General features: G+C 55.5%; 12 protein-coding genes. 7 read left to right on the plus strand and 5 right to left on the minus strand.

Annotated elements, in window-relative coordinates:
* Nucleotides 1–290: 290 nt before the first annotated feature.
* A complete protein-coding gene (gene pdeR, locus ACX1CU_RS23035; RefSeq protein WP_459400495.1) occupies nt 291–2,294 on the plus strand; it encodes a cyclic di-GMP phosphodiesterase in 2,004 nt (667 codons plus the stop codon).
* 6 nt (nt 2,295–2,300) lie between these two features.
* On the opposite strand, the gene ACX1CU_RS23040 is transcribed toward pdeR, so the two are convergent.
* On the minus strand, nt 2,301–3,167 hold the full coding sequence (locus ACX1CU_RS23040; RefSeq protein WP_459400496.1) for a crotonase/enoyl-CoA hydratase family protein: 867 nt from the start codon (nt 3,165–3,167) through the stop codon (nt 2,301–2,303).
* A 291-nt stretch (nt 3,168–3,458) separates the two neighbouring features.
* Between ACX1CU_RS23040 and yhjD the strand changes: the two genes are divergently transcribed.
* From yhjD to kdgK, 5 genes are all read left to right on the plus strand, one after another.
* Nucleotides 3,459–4,412 carry an inner membrane protein YhjD gene (gene yhjD, locus ACX1CU_RS23045; protein ID WP_459400497.1) on the plus strand — a complete coding sequence of 318 codons (954 nt, stop codon included), beginning with the start codon at nt 3,459–3,461 and terminating at the stop codon, nt 4,410–4,412.
* Between the two features lie 331 nt (nt 4,413–4,743).
* The gene (locus tag ACX1CU_RS23050) at nt 4,744–6,066 is read left to right on the plus strand and encodes an MFS transporter (protein WP_459400498.1); all 1,323 of its coding nucleotides are present in this window, start codon (nt 4,744–4,746) and stop codon (nt 6,064–6,066) included.
* 84 nt (nt 6,067–6,150) lie between these two features.
* Nucleotides 6,151–6,903, plus strand: coding sequence for a CDP-diacylglycerol diphosphatase (locus ACX1CU_RS23055; RefSeq protein WP_459400499.1), 753 nt, complete (start codon nt 6,151–6,153; stop codon nt 6,901–6,903).
* A 47-nt stretch (nt 6,904–6,950) separates the two neighbouring features.
* The gene (locus ACX1CU_RS23060) at nt 6,951–7,154 is read left to right on the plus strand and encodes a 2-hydroxymuconate tautomerase family protein (RefSeq protein ID WP_459400500.1); all 204 of its coding nucleotides are present in this window, start codon (nt 6,951–6,953) and stop codon (nt 7,152–7,154) included.
* Nucleotides 7,155–7,314: 160 nt separating this feature from the next.
* The gene (gene kdgK / locus ACX1CU_RS23065; protein WP_459400501.1) at nt 7,315–8,247 is read left to right on the plus strand and encodes a 2-dehydro-3-deoxygluconokinase; all 933 of its coding nucleotides are present in this window, start codon (nt 7,315–7,317) and stop codon (nt 8,245–8,247) included.
* 199 nt (nt 8,248–8,446) lie between these two features.
* Here kdgK and ilvC read toward each other — a convergent pair whose 3' ends face one another.
* On the minus strand, nt 8,447–9,922 hold the full coding sequence (ilvC, locus tag ACX1CU_RS23070) for a ketol-acid reductoisomerase (RefSeq protein ID WP_459400502.1): 1,476 nt from the start codon (nt 9,920–9,922) through the stop codon (nt 8,447–8,449).
* Nucleotides 9,923–10,075: 153 nt separating this feature from the next.
* On the opposite strand from ilvC, the gene ilvY reads away from it, so the two are divergent.
* Entirely contained in the window at nt 10,076–10,966 is an 891-nt protein-coding gene (ilvY, locus tag ACX1CU_RS23075; protein WP_459400503.1) for an HTH-type transcriptional activator IlvY, read from the plus strand.
* Nucleotides 10,967–11,011: 45 nt separating this feature from the next.
* Here ilvY and ACX1CU_RS23080 read toward each other — a convergent pair whose 3' ends face one another.
* The 3 genes from ACX1CU_RS23080 to ilvD are packed head-to-tail and all read right to left on the minus strand — an operon-like array spanning nt 11,012 to nt 15,135.
* Nucleotides 11,012–11,713, minus strand: a complete 702-nt coding sequence (locus ACX1CU_RS23080; RefSeq protein ID WP_459400504.1) for a DUF2461 domain-containing protein — start codon at nt 11,711–11,713, stop codon at nt 11,012–11,014.
* A 21-nt stretch (nt 11,714–11,734) separates the two neighbouring features.
* Nucleotides 11,735–13,279, minus strand: a complete 1,545-nt coding sequence (gene ilvA, locus ACX1CU_RS23085) for a threonine ammonia-lyase, biosynthetic (RefSeq protein ID WP_459400505.1) — start codon at nt 13,277–13,279, stop codon at nt 11,735–11,737.
* A gap of 5 nt (nt 13,280–13,284) precedes the next feature.
* Nucleotides 13,285–15,135 carry a dihydroxy-acid dehydratase gene (gene ilvD / locus ACX1CU_RS23090; RefSeq protein WP_459400506.1) on the minus strand — a complete coding sequence of 617 codons (1,851 nt, stop codon included), beginning with the start codon at nt 15,133–15,135 and terminating at the stop codon, nt 13,285–13,287.
* Nucleotides 15,136–15,181 lie beyond the last annotated feature (46 nt).

Here is a 15,181-nt window from a genome sequence, read left to right on the forward strand (position 1 = left end):
CCTGCAACAGCGGTTGGCATAATTTAACCACCTCGGCAGCACCCCAGGTTCAACAAGGTGGATAAAAATAGATTTTCGCGCAGTCTGCGGTTCTCTTTTACACTCTATTGCAAACGTCACTTAGGCAAAAGTGACCTATCAAAGCGAAAATTGCCTCTATAATTGTTCCACTGCCACCCAAATGACTCGCAAAGGCGTTTTACTTGATGGGAATGCCCGCATTACCGGGCCTGAAGTCAGCCGTTTACCCATCAAAAACGCCCGGTTGCTCTGCTTTTTGAGGAATGATAATGCTCGCAGACCAAGGCCCGATGCTACTTAGCGCCCATTTTGGCACCAGCAGCCCCTATTGGCATCTGGCGTTTGACAGCAATGCTCTGGAACTGACTGCGATTAAAGGTAAAACACATATTGCCGTAGCACTCAGCGATATGCAGGCGGCAAAAATCCGCCGCCTGAGCGGGATCACCGCCAGTCTGGATATCACTATTCAGCTGGGTGGCCAGCCCATTCACCTGCATCTGGTCGGCCGCCGGGTCAATAAGCACGAATGGGCGGGCACAGCCTCCGCCTACACCGATACTCAGGCGGTTGCTCGCGATCTGGTGCACGGCCTGTCGTTTGCCGAACAGGTGGTGTCAGAAGCCAACTCCGTGATCGTGATTGTTGACCAGCATGGCCGCATTCAGCGCTTTAACCGTTTGAGTGAAGAGTACACCGGCCTACAAGAGCAGGATGTGATCGGCAAAAACGTCTTTCAGATGTTTATGAGCCCGGCAGAAGCCAGCGCATCACGCCGTAATATCGCCGGTTTCTTTCGTAACGGCTCCTCTTACGAGGTGGAACGCTGGATAAAAACGGTTAAGGGCGAACGTTTATTCCTGTTCCGCAATAAATTCGTGCACAGCGGCAGTGGCAAGAAAGAGGTTTTCCTGATCTGTTCCGGCACCGATATTACCGAAGAGCGCCGGGCCCAGGAACGTCTGCGGGTGCTGGCCAATACCGATACCATTACCGGTTTGCCGAACCGTAACGCCATCCAGGATTACGTCAGCCAGGCGATTAACGAGCGCGGTGACCACAGCGTCGGGTTGGTGTATCTCGATCTCGACAACTTCAAGAAAGTAAATGATGCCTATGGTCATATGTTTGGCGACCGTTTGCTGGTCGAAGTTTCACGAGCTATTCTCGGCTGCCTTAAGCAGGGCGAAATGCTGGCCCGGTTGGGGGGCGATGAGTTCCTGGTTATGGTGCGTCAGGCCGACATCCCCACACTGCAGGAATTATCACAGCGCATTATCGATCGCCTGAAAATACCGTTCCGCATCGGCCTGATTGAGGTCTATACCGGTTGTTCGATCGGCATTGCTCTGTGCCCAGAACACGGCAAGGATCTCGATGATCTGATCCGCAGCGCGGATACCGCCATGTATGTCGCCAAAGAAAATGGCAAACGTACCTTTACCGTGTTCTCACCGGAAATGAACCGGCGCGTCGCCGAATATATGTGGCTGGACACCAACCTGCGCAAAGGGCTGGAGCAGAACCAGCTCGTGGTGTATTACCAGCCGAAGATCGACAGGCGCAGCGGTGTCGCACGCAGCGTAGAGGCTCTGGTACGCTGGGACTCACCGGAGCGTGGGCTGATCCCGCCGATGCAGTTTATCTCCTATGCCGAAGAGTCTGGGCTGATCGCCCCGCTTGGCCGCTGGGTGTTGCAAACCGCGGCCAAACAGGCGGCAAAATGGCAGCAGCAGGGGCTGAATCTGCGGGTTGCAGTCAATCTCTCACCCCGGCAACTGGTGGACGATAGCATTGTTGACGATTTCATCAACGCGCTGAAAGAAAACCAGCTCGCTCCTTGTACGCTGGATTTCGAATTAACGGAAAGCAGTCTGATTGAAGATGAAAGCCGGGTGCACGAGGTGATCAGCCGGTTGCGATCGCTGGGTGCACAGGTTCACCTGGACGATTTCGGTACCGGTTACTCTTCACTGGCGCAGTTGGCGCGTATTCCGCTCGATGCCATCAAGCTGGATAAAAGCTTTGTGCGTGGGGTGAATCTCGCTCCGGTGTCGCAATCATTGATACGTGCGATCGTCGCCACGGCCGAGGCGCTGAAGTTCCGGGTGATTGCCGAAGGTGTTGAAACGGAAAGCGAAAACCAGTTTCTGGACTGCGTCGGGGTTGACGAAAAGCAGGGGTTCCTGTTTGCACAACCTATGCTTCCGGAAGAGTTGGAACAGTGGCTGAAATCATATAGCCCGCACCATCAGCAAGATGATGCGGGCTAGCGTTAATTACCCAGCACGCAGCAGGTTCTGCGCATGGCGATCCTGCAACATCACCAATCGTTCAATGTAGGCAATATCTTTCTCCTCAATGGTAAAGGCCGCCTGCACCCAGTCCTCGGTAATATCCATCAGCTCCGAGCGCGTCAGTTGCAATACCCGTTGACGGGCACGCAACATGGCGCGCATACCGTTCAGCTTGGGCCGAATGGTATCGATGAAGGTACGGGTCGCCATATAGCCATCTTCCGGCTGGAACAGATGGTCCACCAATCCACGGCTTTCAAACCATTCAGCCGTGTGGGATTCACCGGTCCAGATCAGCTCTTCCGCCAGCTTCATGCCTGACTTACGCGCCACCAGAGAATATCCTCCCATCCCAGGGAACAGGTTGAAGGCAATTTCCGGAAAACCCATGCGTGCATTGTTCTGGGCCAGCACAAAGTGATGCGCCAGTGCTGCTTCAAAACCTCCTCCCAGCGCACTGCCCTCTACCATAGCGATACTGATAGCTCCGGTGTCAAAACCACGAGCGGCGGCGTGAACGCAGTCAATACAGGCGCGTGCATAAGCCATCATTGATTCACGTTTGCGGTTTTTTATCGCCTCGGCAAAAAAGTTCAAATCGCCCCCCACGTTAAACATGTTGGGAACCAGCGAACCGGTTACCCAAAAGTCAAACTGCAGCGACGATTCTTTTGCCGCCTGTGCCAGCGTCATGATGTCTTCAATCAGAGCATGATTGAAGCAAGGACGTGGTTCAGCGCGTAGCATCATCCACATGATGTGCCGCTCTTCCTCGTAGTAAGCAGAGAGTTGTGACAGATTGCCCGCTTCAAGAAACGGACGACAGTTTGGGTGATTGAATAATTTCATATGACCTTCCATTTTTTCTATTGATGGGAGATAAAACCGTTCCAGCCCCTACGGCTGCTACAGTTACAGGCGCAGAAAAGCTAAACACGCTGCGCCCTATGAATGAGTAAACGCCTTCTTGAGGAGGGCAATAGATAAAAATTGAAGGTATACGGCTGAAAGAATATGTTTGGTGAATGGTACAACGCGGGTATAACGGCCACATCCCAGGCTCATTTTGGTATAATCAACGCGACAACCTCTGCGGCTTGAAAGAAGTTGCTGTGTTTATCGATAAGGAATCGTGACGTAATGCTTACAGGATCGGATAAAAAACCCCATCAGCCGCAGAATAAAACCCTTTCTGGTTTTTCCCATTTAGTCGAGCGTGTCAAAACCTGGCCCAGCGTTGCCCATCTGCTGCGCGCCGCCGAACGTTTTAACGATCGCATGGGCAGCCAGTTTGGTGCCGCCATTACCTATTTCTCCTTTCTTTCGCTGATTCCGATCCTGATGGTCTCGTTCGCCGCCGTGGGTTTTGTGCTGGCTTCCAACCCGGATTTGCTGGCTGAACTGATCGGCAAAATCGTCAACAGCATCAGCGACCCAACGCTCGCCAGCACGCTGAAGAACACCGTGAATACGGCGATCCAGCAGCGTACCACCGTCGGCCTTACCGGTTTGGCGCTGGCGCTGTATTCCGGTATCAGTTGGATGGGCAATTTGCGTGAGGCGATCCGCGCACAGTCGCGCGATGTCTGGGAACGCAATCCGCAGGATCAGGAGAAAATTTACTTCCGCTACACCCGCGACTTTATTTCCCTGATCGGCCTGCTGGTGGCGCTGATCGTGACGCTTTCGCTGACCTCGATCGCCGGTTCCGCTCAGGCGGCCATTGTGCATGCCCTTGGGTTAGGCGGTATCGAATGGCTACGACCAGCGATGACGCTGATTGCGCTATCCATTTCGATCTTTGCCAATTATCTGCTGTTTCTGTGGATCTTCTGGATGCTGCCGCGCCACAAGCCGAAGAAAAAGGCCCTGCTGCGCGGCACGTTGCTTGCCGCCATCGGCTTTGAGGTGATTAAGTTTGTGATGACCATGACGCTGCCGCAGGTGGCGAGATCCCCTTCCGGCGCAGCCTTTGGCTCCGTGATTGGGCTGATGGCATTCTTCTACTTCTTTGCCCGCCTGACGCTGTTTTGCGCCGCCTGGATCGCCACAGCCCAGTACCAAGAGGATAAGACCCTGCCACAGGTGAAGTGAATCCCGACCGTTAATGCCAGTCGTATAGTTATGACTGGCTTTTTATCCTGATAAATGCGGTAAAAAGCAGTGTATAGCTTCGATAACAAACCGGTCGCACAACAAAAACCAGCATAACCTACTAGCCTACAACTTTTCTTTTCTCATTTCACAGCCGTTATACCTACACATTCATTATTCAACGGTGTTTAAAACTAAATAAAAGCCACTTATTAAATCATTAGTCTTTTTAACAGGTCATTTACCGAATTGCACAAAGTTACGCCATTGAAAATGGCATTTTGCTATGACTAAAATGGGTTTTTATAAATCCAAAATATAAGAAACAACTATGCAAGCTTCCATCGCAACAACTGTGGACGCCGAAGAGGCATCCACACCGGTTAACTCCCGGGGAAAAGTCATTGTCGCCTCGCTGGTCGGTACCGCCATTGAGTTCTTCGATTTCTATATTTACGCCACCGCCGCAGTCATCGTCTTCCCGCATATCTTCTTCCCACAGGGCGATCCTGCTGCGGCAACGCTGCAATCGCTGGCTACTTTCGCGATCGCCTTTATTGCCCGGCCGATTGGCTCTGCCGTCTTTGGCCACTTCGGTGACCGCGTCGGGCGCAAAGTCACGCTGGTTGCCTCCTTGCTGACCATGGGGATCTCTACCGTGCTGATCGGCCTGCTGCCAACCTATGAAACCATCGGCATCTTTGCGCCGATCCTGCTGGCGCTGGCGCGTTTTGGCCAAGGGTTGGGGTTAGGGGGAGAATGGGGCGGTGCTGCCCTGTTAGCCACCGAGAATGCGCCAGCACATAAACGCGCGTTGTACGGTTCTTTCCCTCAGTTGGGTGCGCCCATCGGTTTCTTCTTCGCCAACGGCACTTTCCTGCTGCTTTCCTGGCTGCTGACCGACCAGCAATTCATGACCTGGGGCTGGCGCGTGCCGTTTATCCTGTCTGCCGCGCTGGTGTTGGTTGGCCTGTACGTGCGCGTTTCGCTGCATGAAACCCCGATTTTTGCCAAAGTGGCCAAAGCGGGTAAACAGGTAAAAATCCCGCTTGGCACGCTGTTGAGCAAGCATATGAAGGCCACTATCCTCGGCACCTTTATAATGCTGGCCACCTATACGCTGTTCTACCTGATGACCGTCTACTCCATGACTTTCGGTACGGCAGCGGAACCGCTGGGGCTGGGCTATTCGCGCAATAGCTTCCTGTGGATGCTGATGGTTGCGGTAATCGGTTTTGGTGTAATGGTGCCGATCGCCGGTTTGCTGGCGGATGCCTTTGGCCGTCGCAAGACCATGATTGTTATCACCCTGCTGATGATCGCCTTTGCCTTCGTGTTCCCAAGCATGCTGGGTTCTGGCAATCAGGTGCTGGTGATGGCCTTCCTGCTGTGCGGTCTGAGCATCATGGGCCTGACCTTCGGCCCGATGGGCGCACTGCTGCCGGAATTATTCCCGACCGAAGTACGTTATACCGGGGCTTCTTTCTCGTATAACGTGGCCTCGATTCTGGGTGCCTCTGTCGCTCCCTATATCGCCACCTGGTTGGCAAACAATTTTGGGCTGTTCTACGTTGGCCTGTACCTGGCGGCGATGGCGAGCCTGACGCTGATCGCTCTGTTGCTGATGAAAGAAACCCGTCACCAGTCGTTGTAATCCTTCCCGGCCCCGGTTTACTGGGGCCGTTTGTCATAAAACCCGGCTATTCTGTTTGCTACCCCTTCTCTACGGAAACTCATTATGTCATTTCGCCGTTGGTTGGCTGTGTGTGCTGCGCTAGTGGTGCTTATCTTTTTTGCGCTCTATTTCTGGCTGAAACCGGCGCATCCAGACGCCTTGTGGCGTATCGTCAGCCAGCACTGCCTGCCAAACCAGCAGCAAAGCAACAATCCGGCACCTTGCGCACAGGTGGATGAAGCGGCAGGATTTGTGGTACTGAAGGATCGCAATGGGCCACTACAGTTCCTGTTGCTGCCCAGCACTAAAATCACCGGTATCGAAAGCCCGCAGGTACTGCAACCCGATACACCGAACTTTTTCGCCTTAGCCTGGCAAGCGCGCCATTTTATGGCGGATAAATACGGCAAACCAATCGACAATGCCAACCTCTCGCTGGCGATCAACTCAGAGTACGGCCGCACGCAGAATCAGCTGCATATTCATATTTCCTGCCTGCAACCGGCAGTCAGAGATCGGCTGGCACAATTGAGTGGCGATATCAGCGAACAGTGGCAACCGCTGCTTGGTGGTTTGTTGGAGCATAGCTATCTGGCACGCCGCGTCAGCGCAGCCGAGCTTAAGCAATCGGGGGCGTTTCGCTTACTCGCACAGGGCGTACCGGGCGCGCATGAAAGCATGGGCAGTTATGGCCTGGCGATGACCGCATTGCCCGCAGGTGATTTTCTGCTGCTGGCGGTCGAACGTGATCTGCTGCGGTTGAATATGGCCTCGGCAGAAGAGATTCAGGATCATAGCTGCCAGGTGCTGAGGTAATCGACTATTATCGGTTCTTACCTTGAACAATAAAAAGAGGAATAACCATGCCTTACGTCAATATCAAAATTACCCGTGAAGGTGCCACTGCGGATCAGAAAAAACAGTTGATCGCCGGTGTCACCCAGTTGCTGGTCGATACGCTGGGTAAAAACCCGGCAACTACCGTGGTGGTGATCGAAGAGGTGGATACCGATAACTGGGGTATCGGCGGCAAGAGCGTGACGGACCTGCGCGCAGCCGCCATATAGCCCACCTTTCACTCATGGACGACGGGAAACCCGGTGTTTCCCGATCGCGATCATAAAATAATTAAAACGCCGTTTTATTTCTATTGACTGCCCCCGCCCTTGCGTTGAGACTAAACGTATCTCACATCAGTCAGACTCAACTCTTCAGTCAGGGATTATCATGAACAGCAAAAATCTCGCCGTGATCGGCGAATGCATGATCGAACTGTCGCAGAAAGGCGCAGATCTCAGCCGTGGATTCGGTGGCGATACCCTTAACACCGCCGTCTATATCGCCCGTCAGGTTCCGCAGCAGGCGTTGAACGTGCATTACGTTACCGCGCTCGGCACCGACAGCTTTAGCCGGGAGATGTTGCACGCCTGGCAGCAGGAACAGGTGAAAACCGATCTGATTCAGCAACTGGAAAACAAGCTGCCAGGGCTGTATGTGATCGAAACCGACAACACCGGTGAGCGCACCTTCTACTACTGGCGTAACGACGCCGCAGCCCGTTACTGGCTGGATGGGCCGCAGGCGGAAGATCTGTGCGCGCAACTGGCGCAGTTTGACTATATCTATCTCAGCGGTATCAGCGTGGCGATCCTCCCTCCTGCCAGCCGGGCAAAACTGCTGACCTTGCTGCGCCAGTGCCGGGCCAACGGCGGCAAAGTGATCTTTGACAACAACTACCGGCCGCGCCTGTGGCAAAGCAAAGACGAAACCCAGCAGGCCTACCGCGATATCCTGTCCTGCACCGACATTGCTTTCCTGACGTTGGACGATGAAGATTTACTGTGGGGCCAACTGCCGGTTGAGCAGGTAGTGAGCCGCACGCGCGATTTCGGCGTGAGCGAGATTGTGATCAAGCGTGGCGCGGACTCCTGCCTGGTGTTCAGCGCAGACGGAGCAACGCACGACGTGCCTGCGGTGAAACTGCCGAAAGAGAAGGTTATTGATACCACCGCCGCCGGTGACTCATTCAGCGCCGGTTATCTGGCGATTCGCCTGACCGGCGGTGATGCCGTCAGCGCCGCACAGCGCGGCCACCTGACCGCCAGCACGGTGATTCAGTACCGTGGTGCCATCATCCCGCGTGAAGCCATGCCGCAGTAATTTCTCTGCCCACTAAAACGCCAAAAGGCCAGCGACAATGCTGGCCTTTTTATTGGACTCGAAAACCAATCTTAATACCCTATGGATTTCAAGTTGCAGCTAGGCGCCAAGCTATCTCATCCCCAGGAGCTTACTTTAGTAAGTGACTGGGGTGAGATAGTGCAGGTAACAACGCTACCGCTTGAAAGACGACGGGTATTTAGCCTGCAACCGCAATGCGTTTCATATCGGTCATATAGCCACGCAGTTTGCGGCCAACAGATTCGATTGGGTGGTTGCGAACGGCTTCATTCACATCACGCAGTTGCGCGTTATCCACGGAAGTGCCAGCAACAGATTTGCCCAGATCGCCCGCTTGCAGGGTCTTCATGAAATCTTTCAGCAACGGCACTGCCGCGTTGGCGAACAGGTAGTTACCGTATTCCGCAGTATCCGAGATCACCACGTTCATTTCATACAGACGCTTACGCGCGATGGTGTTGGCGATCAGCGGCAGTTCGTGCAGTGATTCGTAGTAAGCAGACTCTTCGATGATGCCGGAATCCACCATGGTTTCGAACGCCAGCTCAACGCCCGCTTTCACCATAGCCACCATCAGCACGCCGTTATCAAAGTATTCCTGCTCGCTGATTTTGCCCGCAAACTGTGGTGCGTTTTCGAAGGCCGTTTTACCGGTCTCTTCACGCCAGGTCAGCAGTTTCACATCGTCTTCTGCCCAGTCGGCCATCATACCGCTGGAGAAGGCGCCAGAGATGATGTCGTCCATGTGTTTCTGGAACAGCGGAGCCATGATGCCTTTCAGTTGCTCAGACAGCGCGTAAGCACGCAGTTTGGCCGGGTTAGACAGGCGATCCATCATCAGGGTGATGCCACCCTGCTTCAGCGCTTCGGTGATGGTTTCCCAGCCGAACTGAATCAGTTTTTCTGCGTAAGCAGCATCGGTGCCTTCAGCTACCAGCTTGTCGAAGCACAGCAGAGAACCCGCCTGCAACATACCGCACAGGATGGTCTGCTCACCCATCAGGTCAGATTTCACTTCTGCTACGAAGGAAGATTCCAGCACGCCCGCACGATGGCCGCCGGTGGCCGCTGCCCATGCCTTGGCAATCGCCATACCTTCACCTTTTGGATCGTTTTCCGGGTGAACGGCGATCAGCGTTGGCACACCGAAACCACGCTTGTATTCTTCGCGTACTTCAGTACCTGGGCACTTAGGCGCTACCATCACCACGGTGATGTCTTTACGCACTTGCTCACCCACTTCAACGATGTTGAAGCCGTGGGAGTAACCCAGCGCTGCGCCGTCTTTCATCAGCGGCTGTACTGCGCGGACTACAGAGGAGTGCTGCTTGTCTGGCGTCAGGTTAACCACCAGATCGGCCTGAGGGATCAGATCTTCGTAAGTGCCTACCTTGAAGCCGTTCTCGGTGGCTTTGCGCCATGAGGCACGTTTCTCTTCAATGGCTTCTTTACGCAGCGCATAGGCCACATCCAGGCCGGAATCACGCATGTTCAGGCCCTGGTTCAGCCCTTGTGCGCCACAGCCGACAATCACCACTTTTTTGCCTTTCAGGTAGCCCGCTTCATCAGCAAATTCGTCACGCGCCATGAAACGGCACTTACCCAATTGCGCCAACTGCTGACGCAGGTTCAATGTGTTGAAATAATTAGCCATGGTTTACTCCGGTAAGATGTAAGGTTCATTCCCCGCTCGGTGTATGCGGGATAAGTTGCGTTCAATGTATAACAGGAATTGCGTTGCTTAAATTGATATATTACGAATGTGATATTGCAATTTATGCAACACTCTCACTGCGAGCGTACTGATATGGATTTGCGTGATCTCAAGCTGTTCCTGCATCTTGCTGAAAGTCATCACTTTGGCCGTACCGCCAAGGCGATGCACGTCAGCCCGTCCACGCTTTCCCGCCAGATCCAACGGCTGGAAGAAATTCTTGGGCAACCGCTGTTTCTGCGTGATAACCGCACCGTACAGCTGACCGATGCCGGTGAACAACTGAAAGTGTTTGCCCAGCAAACGCTGCTGCAATATCAGCAGCTAAAACATGCGCTCGGCCAGCACGGCCCTTCGCTAAGCGGCGAACTGCGGCTGTTCTGCTCGGTCACCGCCGCCTACAGCCATTTACCGCCGATCCTGGATCGCTTCCGCGCCCAGCACCCGCTGGTGGAAATCAAGCTGACCACCGGCGATGCCGCCGATGCGGTGGATAAAGTGCAGTCCAACGAAGCCGATCTCGGCATCGCCGGGCGGCCGGAAACCCTGCCCACCAGCGTGGCATTTACCCAGATCGGCGAGATCCCGCTGGTGCTGATTGCCCCTGCCCTGCCGTGCGCGGTGCGCGCTCAGGCCTTTGCCGATCAACCTGACTGGGCCAATATTCCGTTTATCCTGCCGGAGCACGGCCCTTCGCGCAAACGTATCGAGCTGTGGTTCCGCCGCCAGCGCATTACCAACCCGCTGATTTACGCCACCGTCGGCGGCCACGAAGCGATTGTCTCGATGGTCGCCCTCGGCTGCGGCATTGCGCTGATCCCGAGCGTGGTGGTGGACAACAGCCCGGAACCGGTACGCAACCGCATTTCAACGCTGGACCATATTTCCATGGTTGAACCGTTCGAACTGGGCGTTTGCGTGCAAAAAAAACGCCTCAGCGAACCGCTGATCGAGGCGTTTTGGCAGTTGCTCTACCCAAAATAATCTAAGCGAAGCTAATCGCGCTACGGTTTGAAAGACGACGGGCATTCATAGATCTGCTGGATCGATCTGCTTCATCGCCTCCACCTGCATCAGCCAGTGGTAAAGCGGTTCAAGCTGCAAAAAATCCTGAGCCAGCAGGGAAATCAGATCGGCGCTGAACAGCTTTTCCACCTGGCTGTCGGTGGCCATCACCGCAAAGGATTTGCGGTTGTACCAGGTGGCGATCTCGGGTACCTGCTCTTTCACCAGCGGCCGTTTGTAGCTTTCCCCCATCAGTTCAAACGGCGCACGGCAACAAGCGGCCACCTCTAAAAACGGCTGTGGCCGATGCCGCAGGGTATGGCGGAACAGATCCATCGTCGGTTTGTTGGCGCTGTAATAACCCAGCCCATAACGCAGCATGTCCGGCCCCAGTTCAAAGAAATACACCGGCGCATCTTTCCAGTCTTTGCTTGGCCGTTTGAAGGTCAGCCACATGCGGCTGCGATAGCGCGATTTGTCATGGGAGAAACGCGTGTCGCGATGAATACGCGACAGCGTTTTACCAATCGCTGGCCGGGTTTCGAAGTACGGATCGATAGCCAACATCGCCGGGCTGAGTGCCTCCACCAGCGCGCGGAACGGCGTTAACAGCTCACGATCGTACACATCGCGATTCGCTTCAAACCATTCTTTGTCGTTCTCAATCCGCACCTGCTGAAGAAAACTCAGCCCTTGCTGACTGAAACCGGTGAACTCATTAGCCATGCGCTGTCCTTGTCGCTGATTTCAGCCCTGCAAAAAGAAACGGAATGACGGATTGTCGGTTTCATCGTGGCAATCGTAGCCCAGCGCCGTCAGGTGCTGATCAAACTCCGGCTCGCTCTGCGACAGCTCAAAGCCCGCCAACACGCGGCCAAAATCGGTGCCGTGGCTGCGGTAATGGAACAGGGAGATATTCCAGTGAGTCCCCAGCGTTTGCAAAAACTTGAGTAACGCACCAGGCGATTCTGGGAATTCGAAGCTGTACAGGCGCTCGCGCAGCGGTTTCGACGGTCGCCCGCCGACCATGTAGCGCACGTGCAGCTTAGCCATTTCGTCGTCAGACAGATCCACTACCTGATAACCACCGCTGTTCAGCTCGTTGATGATCTCCAGCCGCTCGGCGCGGCCACGCGTTAAGCGCACGCCGACGAAGATGCACGCATGATCGGCATCGGCGTAACGATAGTTGAACTCGGTCACCGCACGGCCGCCCAGCAGTTGGCAGAACTTCAGGAAGCTGCCCTTCTGTTCTGGAATGGTCACCGCCAGCAGCGCTTCGCGTTGTTCACCCAGTTCGCAGCGTTCAGAAACATAACGCAAGCCGTGGAAGTTCACGTTGGCACCGGAAAGCACATGCGCCAAGCGTTCGCCCTGAATATTGTGCTGCTGCACGTATTTTTTCAGCCCGGCCAGCGCCAGCGCGCCTGAAGGTTCGGCGATTGCCCGCACGTCTTCAAACAGATCCTTCACCGCCGCGCAGATCGCATCGCTGTCGACGGTGATCACATCGTCAAGATACTCGCTGCACAGGCGGAAGGTTTCGTCACCAATGCGTTTCACCGCCACGCCTTCGGCAAACAGCCCGACACGCGCCAAGTCCACCGGATGGCCAGCATCCAACGCCGCACGCAGGCAGGCGGAATCTTCCGCTTCGACACCGATCACTTTGATCTGTGGCATCAGTTGCTTGATCAGCACCGCCACACCCGCCGCCAAGCCGCCGCCACCGACTGGAACGAAAACCCGATCCAGATGTGCGTCCTGCTGCAACAGTTCCATGGCCAACGTGCCCTGCCCGGCGATCACCATCGGGTGATCGAACGGCGGCACAAAGGTCATCCCTTGCTGCTGTGAAAGTGCGATTGCTTTGGCTTTGGCTTCGTCGAAATTGGCACCGTGCAACAGCACTTCGCCACCGAAACTGCGCACCGCATCCACTTTGATGTCCGCAGTGGACACCGGCATCACGATCAGGGTTTTGATCCCCAACCGGTTACCGGAAAACGCCACACCCTGCGCGTGATTACCGGCCGAAGCGGTGATCACGCCGTGGGCTCTCTGCTCTTCATTCAGGCTGGCAATCATCGCGTAAGCCCCGCGCAGCTTGAAGCTGTGCACCGGCTGACGATCTTCGCGCTTCACCAGAATGGTATTACCGAGGCGCGCAGAGATTTTGTCCATCGCCTGCAACGGGGTGACCTGAGCCACCTCGTAAACCGGCGAGCGGAGCACCGCTCGCAGATACTCCGCGCCGCAGGGAGCGTCGGATAGGGGAAGGGATTCCGCCATTTGTATCAGCCTCCCAGCTTGCTTTTATCGCGTACTGCGCCTTTATCGGCGCTGGTGGCCAGCGTCGCATAAGCGCGCAGCGCATAAGAGACCTGGCGTTCACGGGCTTTTGGCGTCCAGGCTGCGTCGCCGCGTGCCAGTTCCGCTTCACGGCGGGCAGCCAGTTCGCTGTCCGACACATCCAAGGCAATACCACGCTGCGGGATATCGATGGCGATCATATCGCCGTCCTGCACCAGGCCAATCACGCCGCCGCTGGCCGCTTCCGGTGAAGCGTGACCAATCGACAGACCAGAGGTACCGCCGGAGAAACGGCCATCGGTGATCAGCGCACAGGCCTTGCCCAGGCCCATGGACTTCAGATACGTGGTCGGGTAGAGCATTTCCTGCATGCCCGGTCCGCCTTTCGGACCTTCGTAGCGGATCACCACCACGTCACCAGCCACCACTTTGCCGCCGAGGATCGCGTCTACCGCATCTTCCTGGCTCTCGAACACTTTGGCCGGACCACTGAAGATCAGGCTGTCTTTATCCACACCGGCGGTTTTAACGATACAGCCGTCTTCTGCCAGGTTGCCGTACAGCACTGCCAAGCCACCGTCCTGGCTGTAAGCATGCTCACGCGTGCGGATACAGCCTTCCTGACGGTCGGTATCCAGCGAATCCCAACGGCAATCCTGTGAGAATGCCTGCGTGGTGCGGATACCTGCCGGGCCTGCAGAGTACATTTTCTTCACCGCTTCATCTTTGGTCAGCATCACGTCGTAGGCTTCCAGCATCTGCGGCAGGCTCAGCCCCAGCACGTTACCTACGTCGCGATTCAGCAACCCGGCACGATCCAGCTCACCAAGGATGCCGATCACACCACCAGCGCGGTGCACATCTTCCATATGGTATTTCTGCGTGCTCGGTGCCACTTTGCACAGGTGCGGCACTTTGCGCGACAGGCGATCGATATCCTCCATGGTGAAGTCAACTTCGCCTTCCTGCGCCGATGCCAGCAGGTGCAATACGGTGTTGGTGGAACCGCCCATGGCGATATCCAGCGTCATGGCGTTTTCGAACGCCGCCTTGTTGGCGATATTACGCGGCAGTGCGCTTTCGTCGTCTTGCTCGTAGTAACGCTTGGTCAGCTCAACGATACGCTTACCGGCATTGAGGAACAGCTCTTTACGATCGGCGTGGGTCGCCAGCAGCGAACCGTTACCCGGTTGCGACAGGCCGAGCGCTTCGGTCAGGCAGTTCATCGAGTTGGCGGTAAACATGCCGGAACAGGAACCACAGGTCGGGCAGGCGGAACGTTCAATCTGTTCGCTGTCGGCATCGCTGACGTTCGGGTTCGCGCCCTGGATCATCGCATCGATCAGATCCAGCTTGATGATTTTGTCCGACAGCTTGGTTTTACCGGCTTCCATCGGGCCGCCGGAAACGAAGATCACCGGAATGTTCAGGCGCATCGCTGCCATCATCATCCCCGGGGTGATTTTGTCGCAGTTGGAGATACACACCATCGCATCGGCGCAGTGGGCATTCACCATGTATTCCACCGAGTCGGCAATCAGTTCGCGCGACGGCAGGGAGTACAGCATGCCACCGTGACCCATGGCGATCCCATCATCCACGGCAATAGTGTTGAACTCTTTTGCCACACCGCCGGAGGCTTCGATCTGTTCGGCAACCAGTTTACCCAAGTCGCGCAGATGCACATGGCCCGGGACGAACTGGGTAAAGGAGTTGACCACCGCAATAATCGGTTTGCCGAAATCGGCGTCGGTCATCCCGGTCGCGCGCCATAATGCGCGGGCACCCGCCATGTTGCGGCCGTGGGTGGTGGTAGCGGAACGGTACTTAGGCATGCTTATTCACTCCAAATATATTCATTTTACCGGCGGCGAACGGGCC

The sequence above is a fragment of the Serratia sp. D1N4 genome, assembly GCF_054552755.1.

Excerpts from the sequence above, each read along its gene's own strand:
- ACX1CU_RS23080 (WP_459400504.1), bottom strand. The coding sequence starts at position 11,713 with ATGGCTAATGAGTTCACCGGTTTCAGTCAGCAAGGGCTGAGTTTTCTT.
- pdeR (WP_459400495.1), top strand. The coding sequence starts at position 291 with ATGCTCGCAGACCAAGGCCCGATGCTACTTAGCGCCCATTTTGGCACC.
- yhjD (WP_459400497.1), top strand. The coding sequence starts at position 3,459 with ATGCTTACAGGATCGGATAAAAAACCCCATCAGCCGCAGAATAAAACC.
- kdgK (WP_459400501.1), top strand. The coding sequence starts at position 7,315 with ATGAACAGCAAAAATCTCGCCGTGATCGGCGAATGCATGATCGAACTG.
- ACX1CU_RS23050 (WP_459400498.1), top strand. The coding sequence starts at position 4,744 with ATGCAAGCTTCCATCGCAACAACTGTGGACGCCGAAGAGGCATCCACA.
- ilvC (WP_459400502.1), bottom strand. The coding sequence starts at position 9,922 with ATGGCTAATTATTTCAACACATTGAACCTGCGTCAGCAGTTGGCGCAA.
- ACX1CU_RS23055 (WP_459400499.1), top strand. The coding sequence starts at position 6,151 with ATGTCATTTCGCCGTTGGTTGGCTGTGTGTGCTGCGCTAGTGGTGCTT.
- ACX1CU_RS23040 (WP_459400496.1), bottom strand. The coding sequence starts at position 3,167 with ATGAAATTATTCAATCACCCAAACTGTCGTCCGTTTCTTGAAGCGGGC.
- ilvD (WP_459400506.1), bottom strand. The coding sequence starts at position 15,135 with ATGCCTAAGTACCGTTCCGCTACCACCACCCACGGCCGCAACATGGCG.
- ACX1CU_RS23060 (WP_459400500.1), top strand. The coding sequence starts at position 6,951 with ATGCCTTACGTCAATATCAAAATTACCCGTGAAGGTGCCACTGCGGAT.
- ilvA (WP_459400505.1), bottom strand. The coding sequence starts at position 13,279 with ATGGCGGAATCCCTTCCCCTATCCGACGCTCCCTGCGGCGCGGAGTAT.
- ilvY (WP_459400503.1), top strand. The coding sequence starts at position 10,076 with ATGGATTTGCGTGATCTCAAGCTGTTCCTGCATCTTGCTGAAAGTCAT.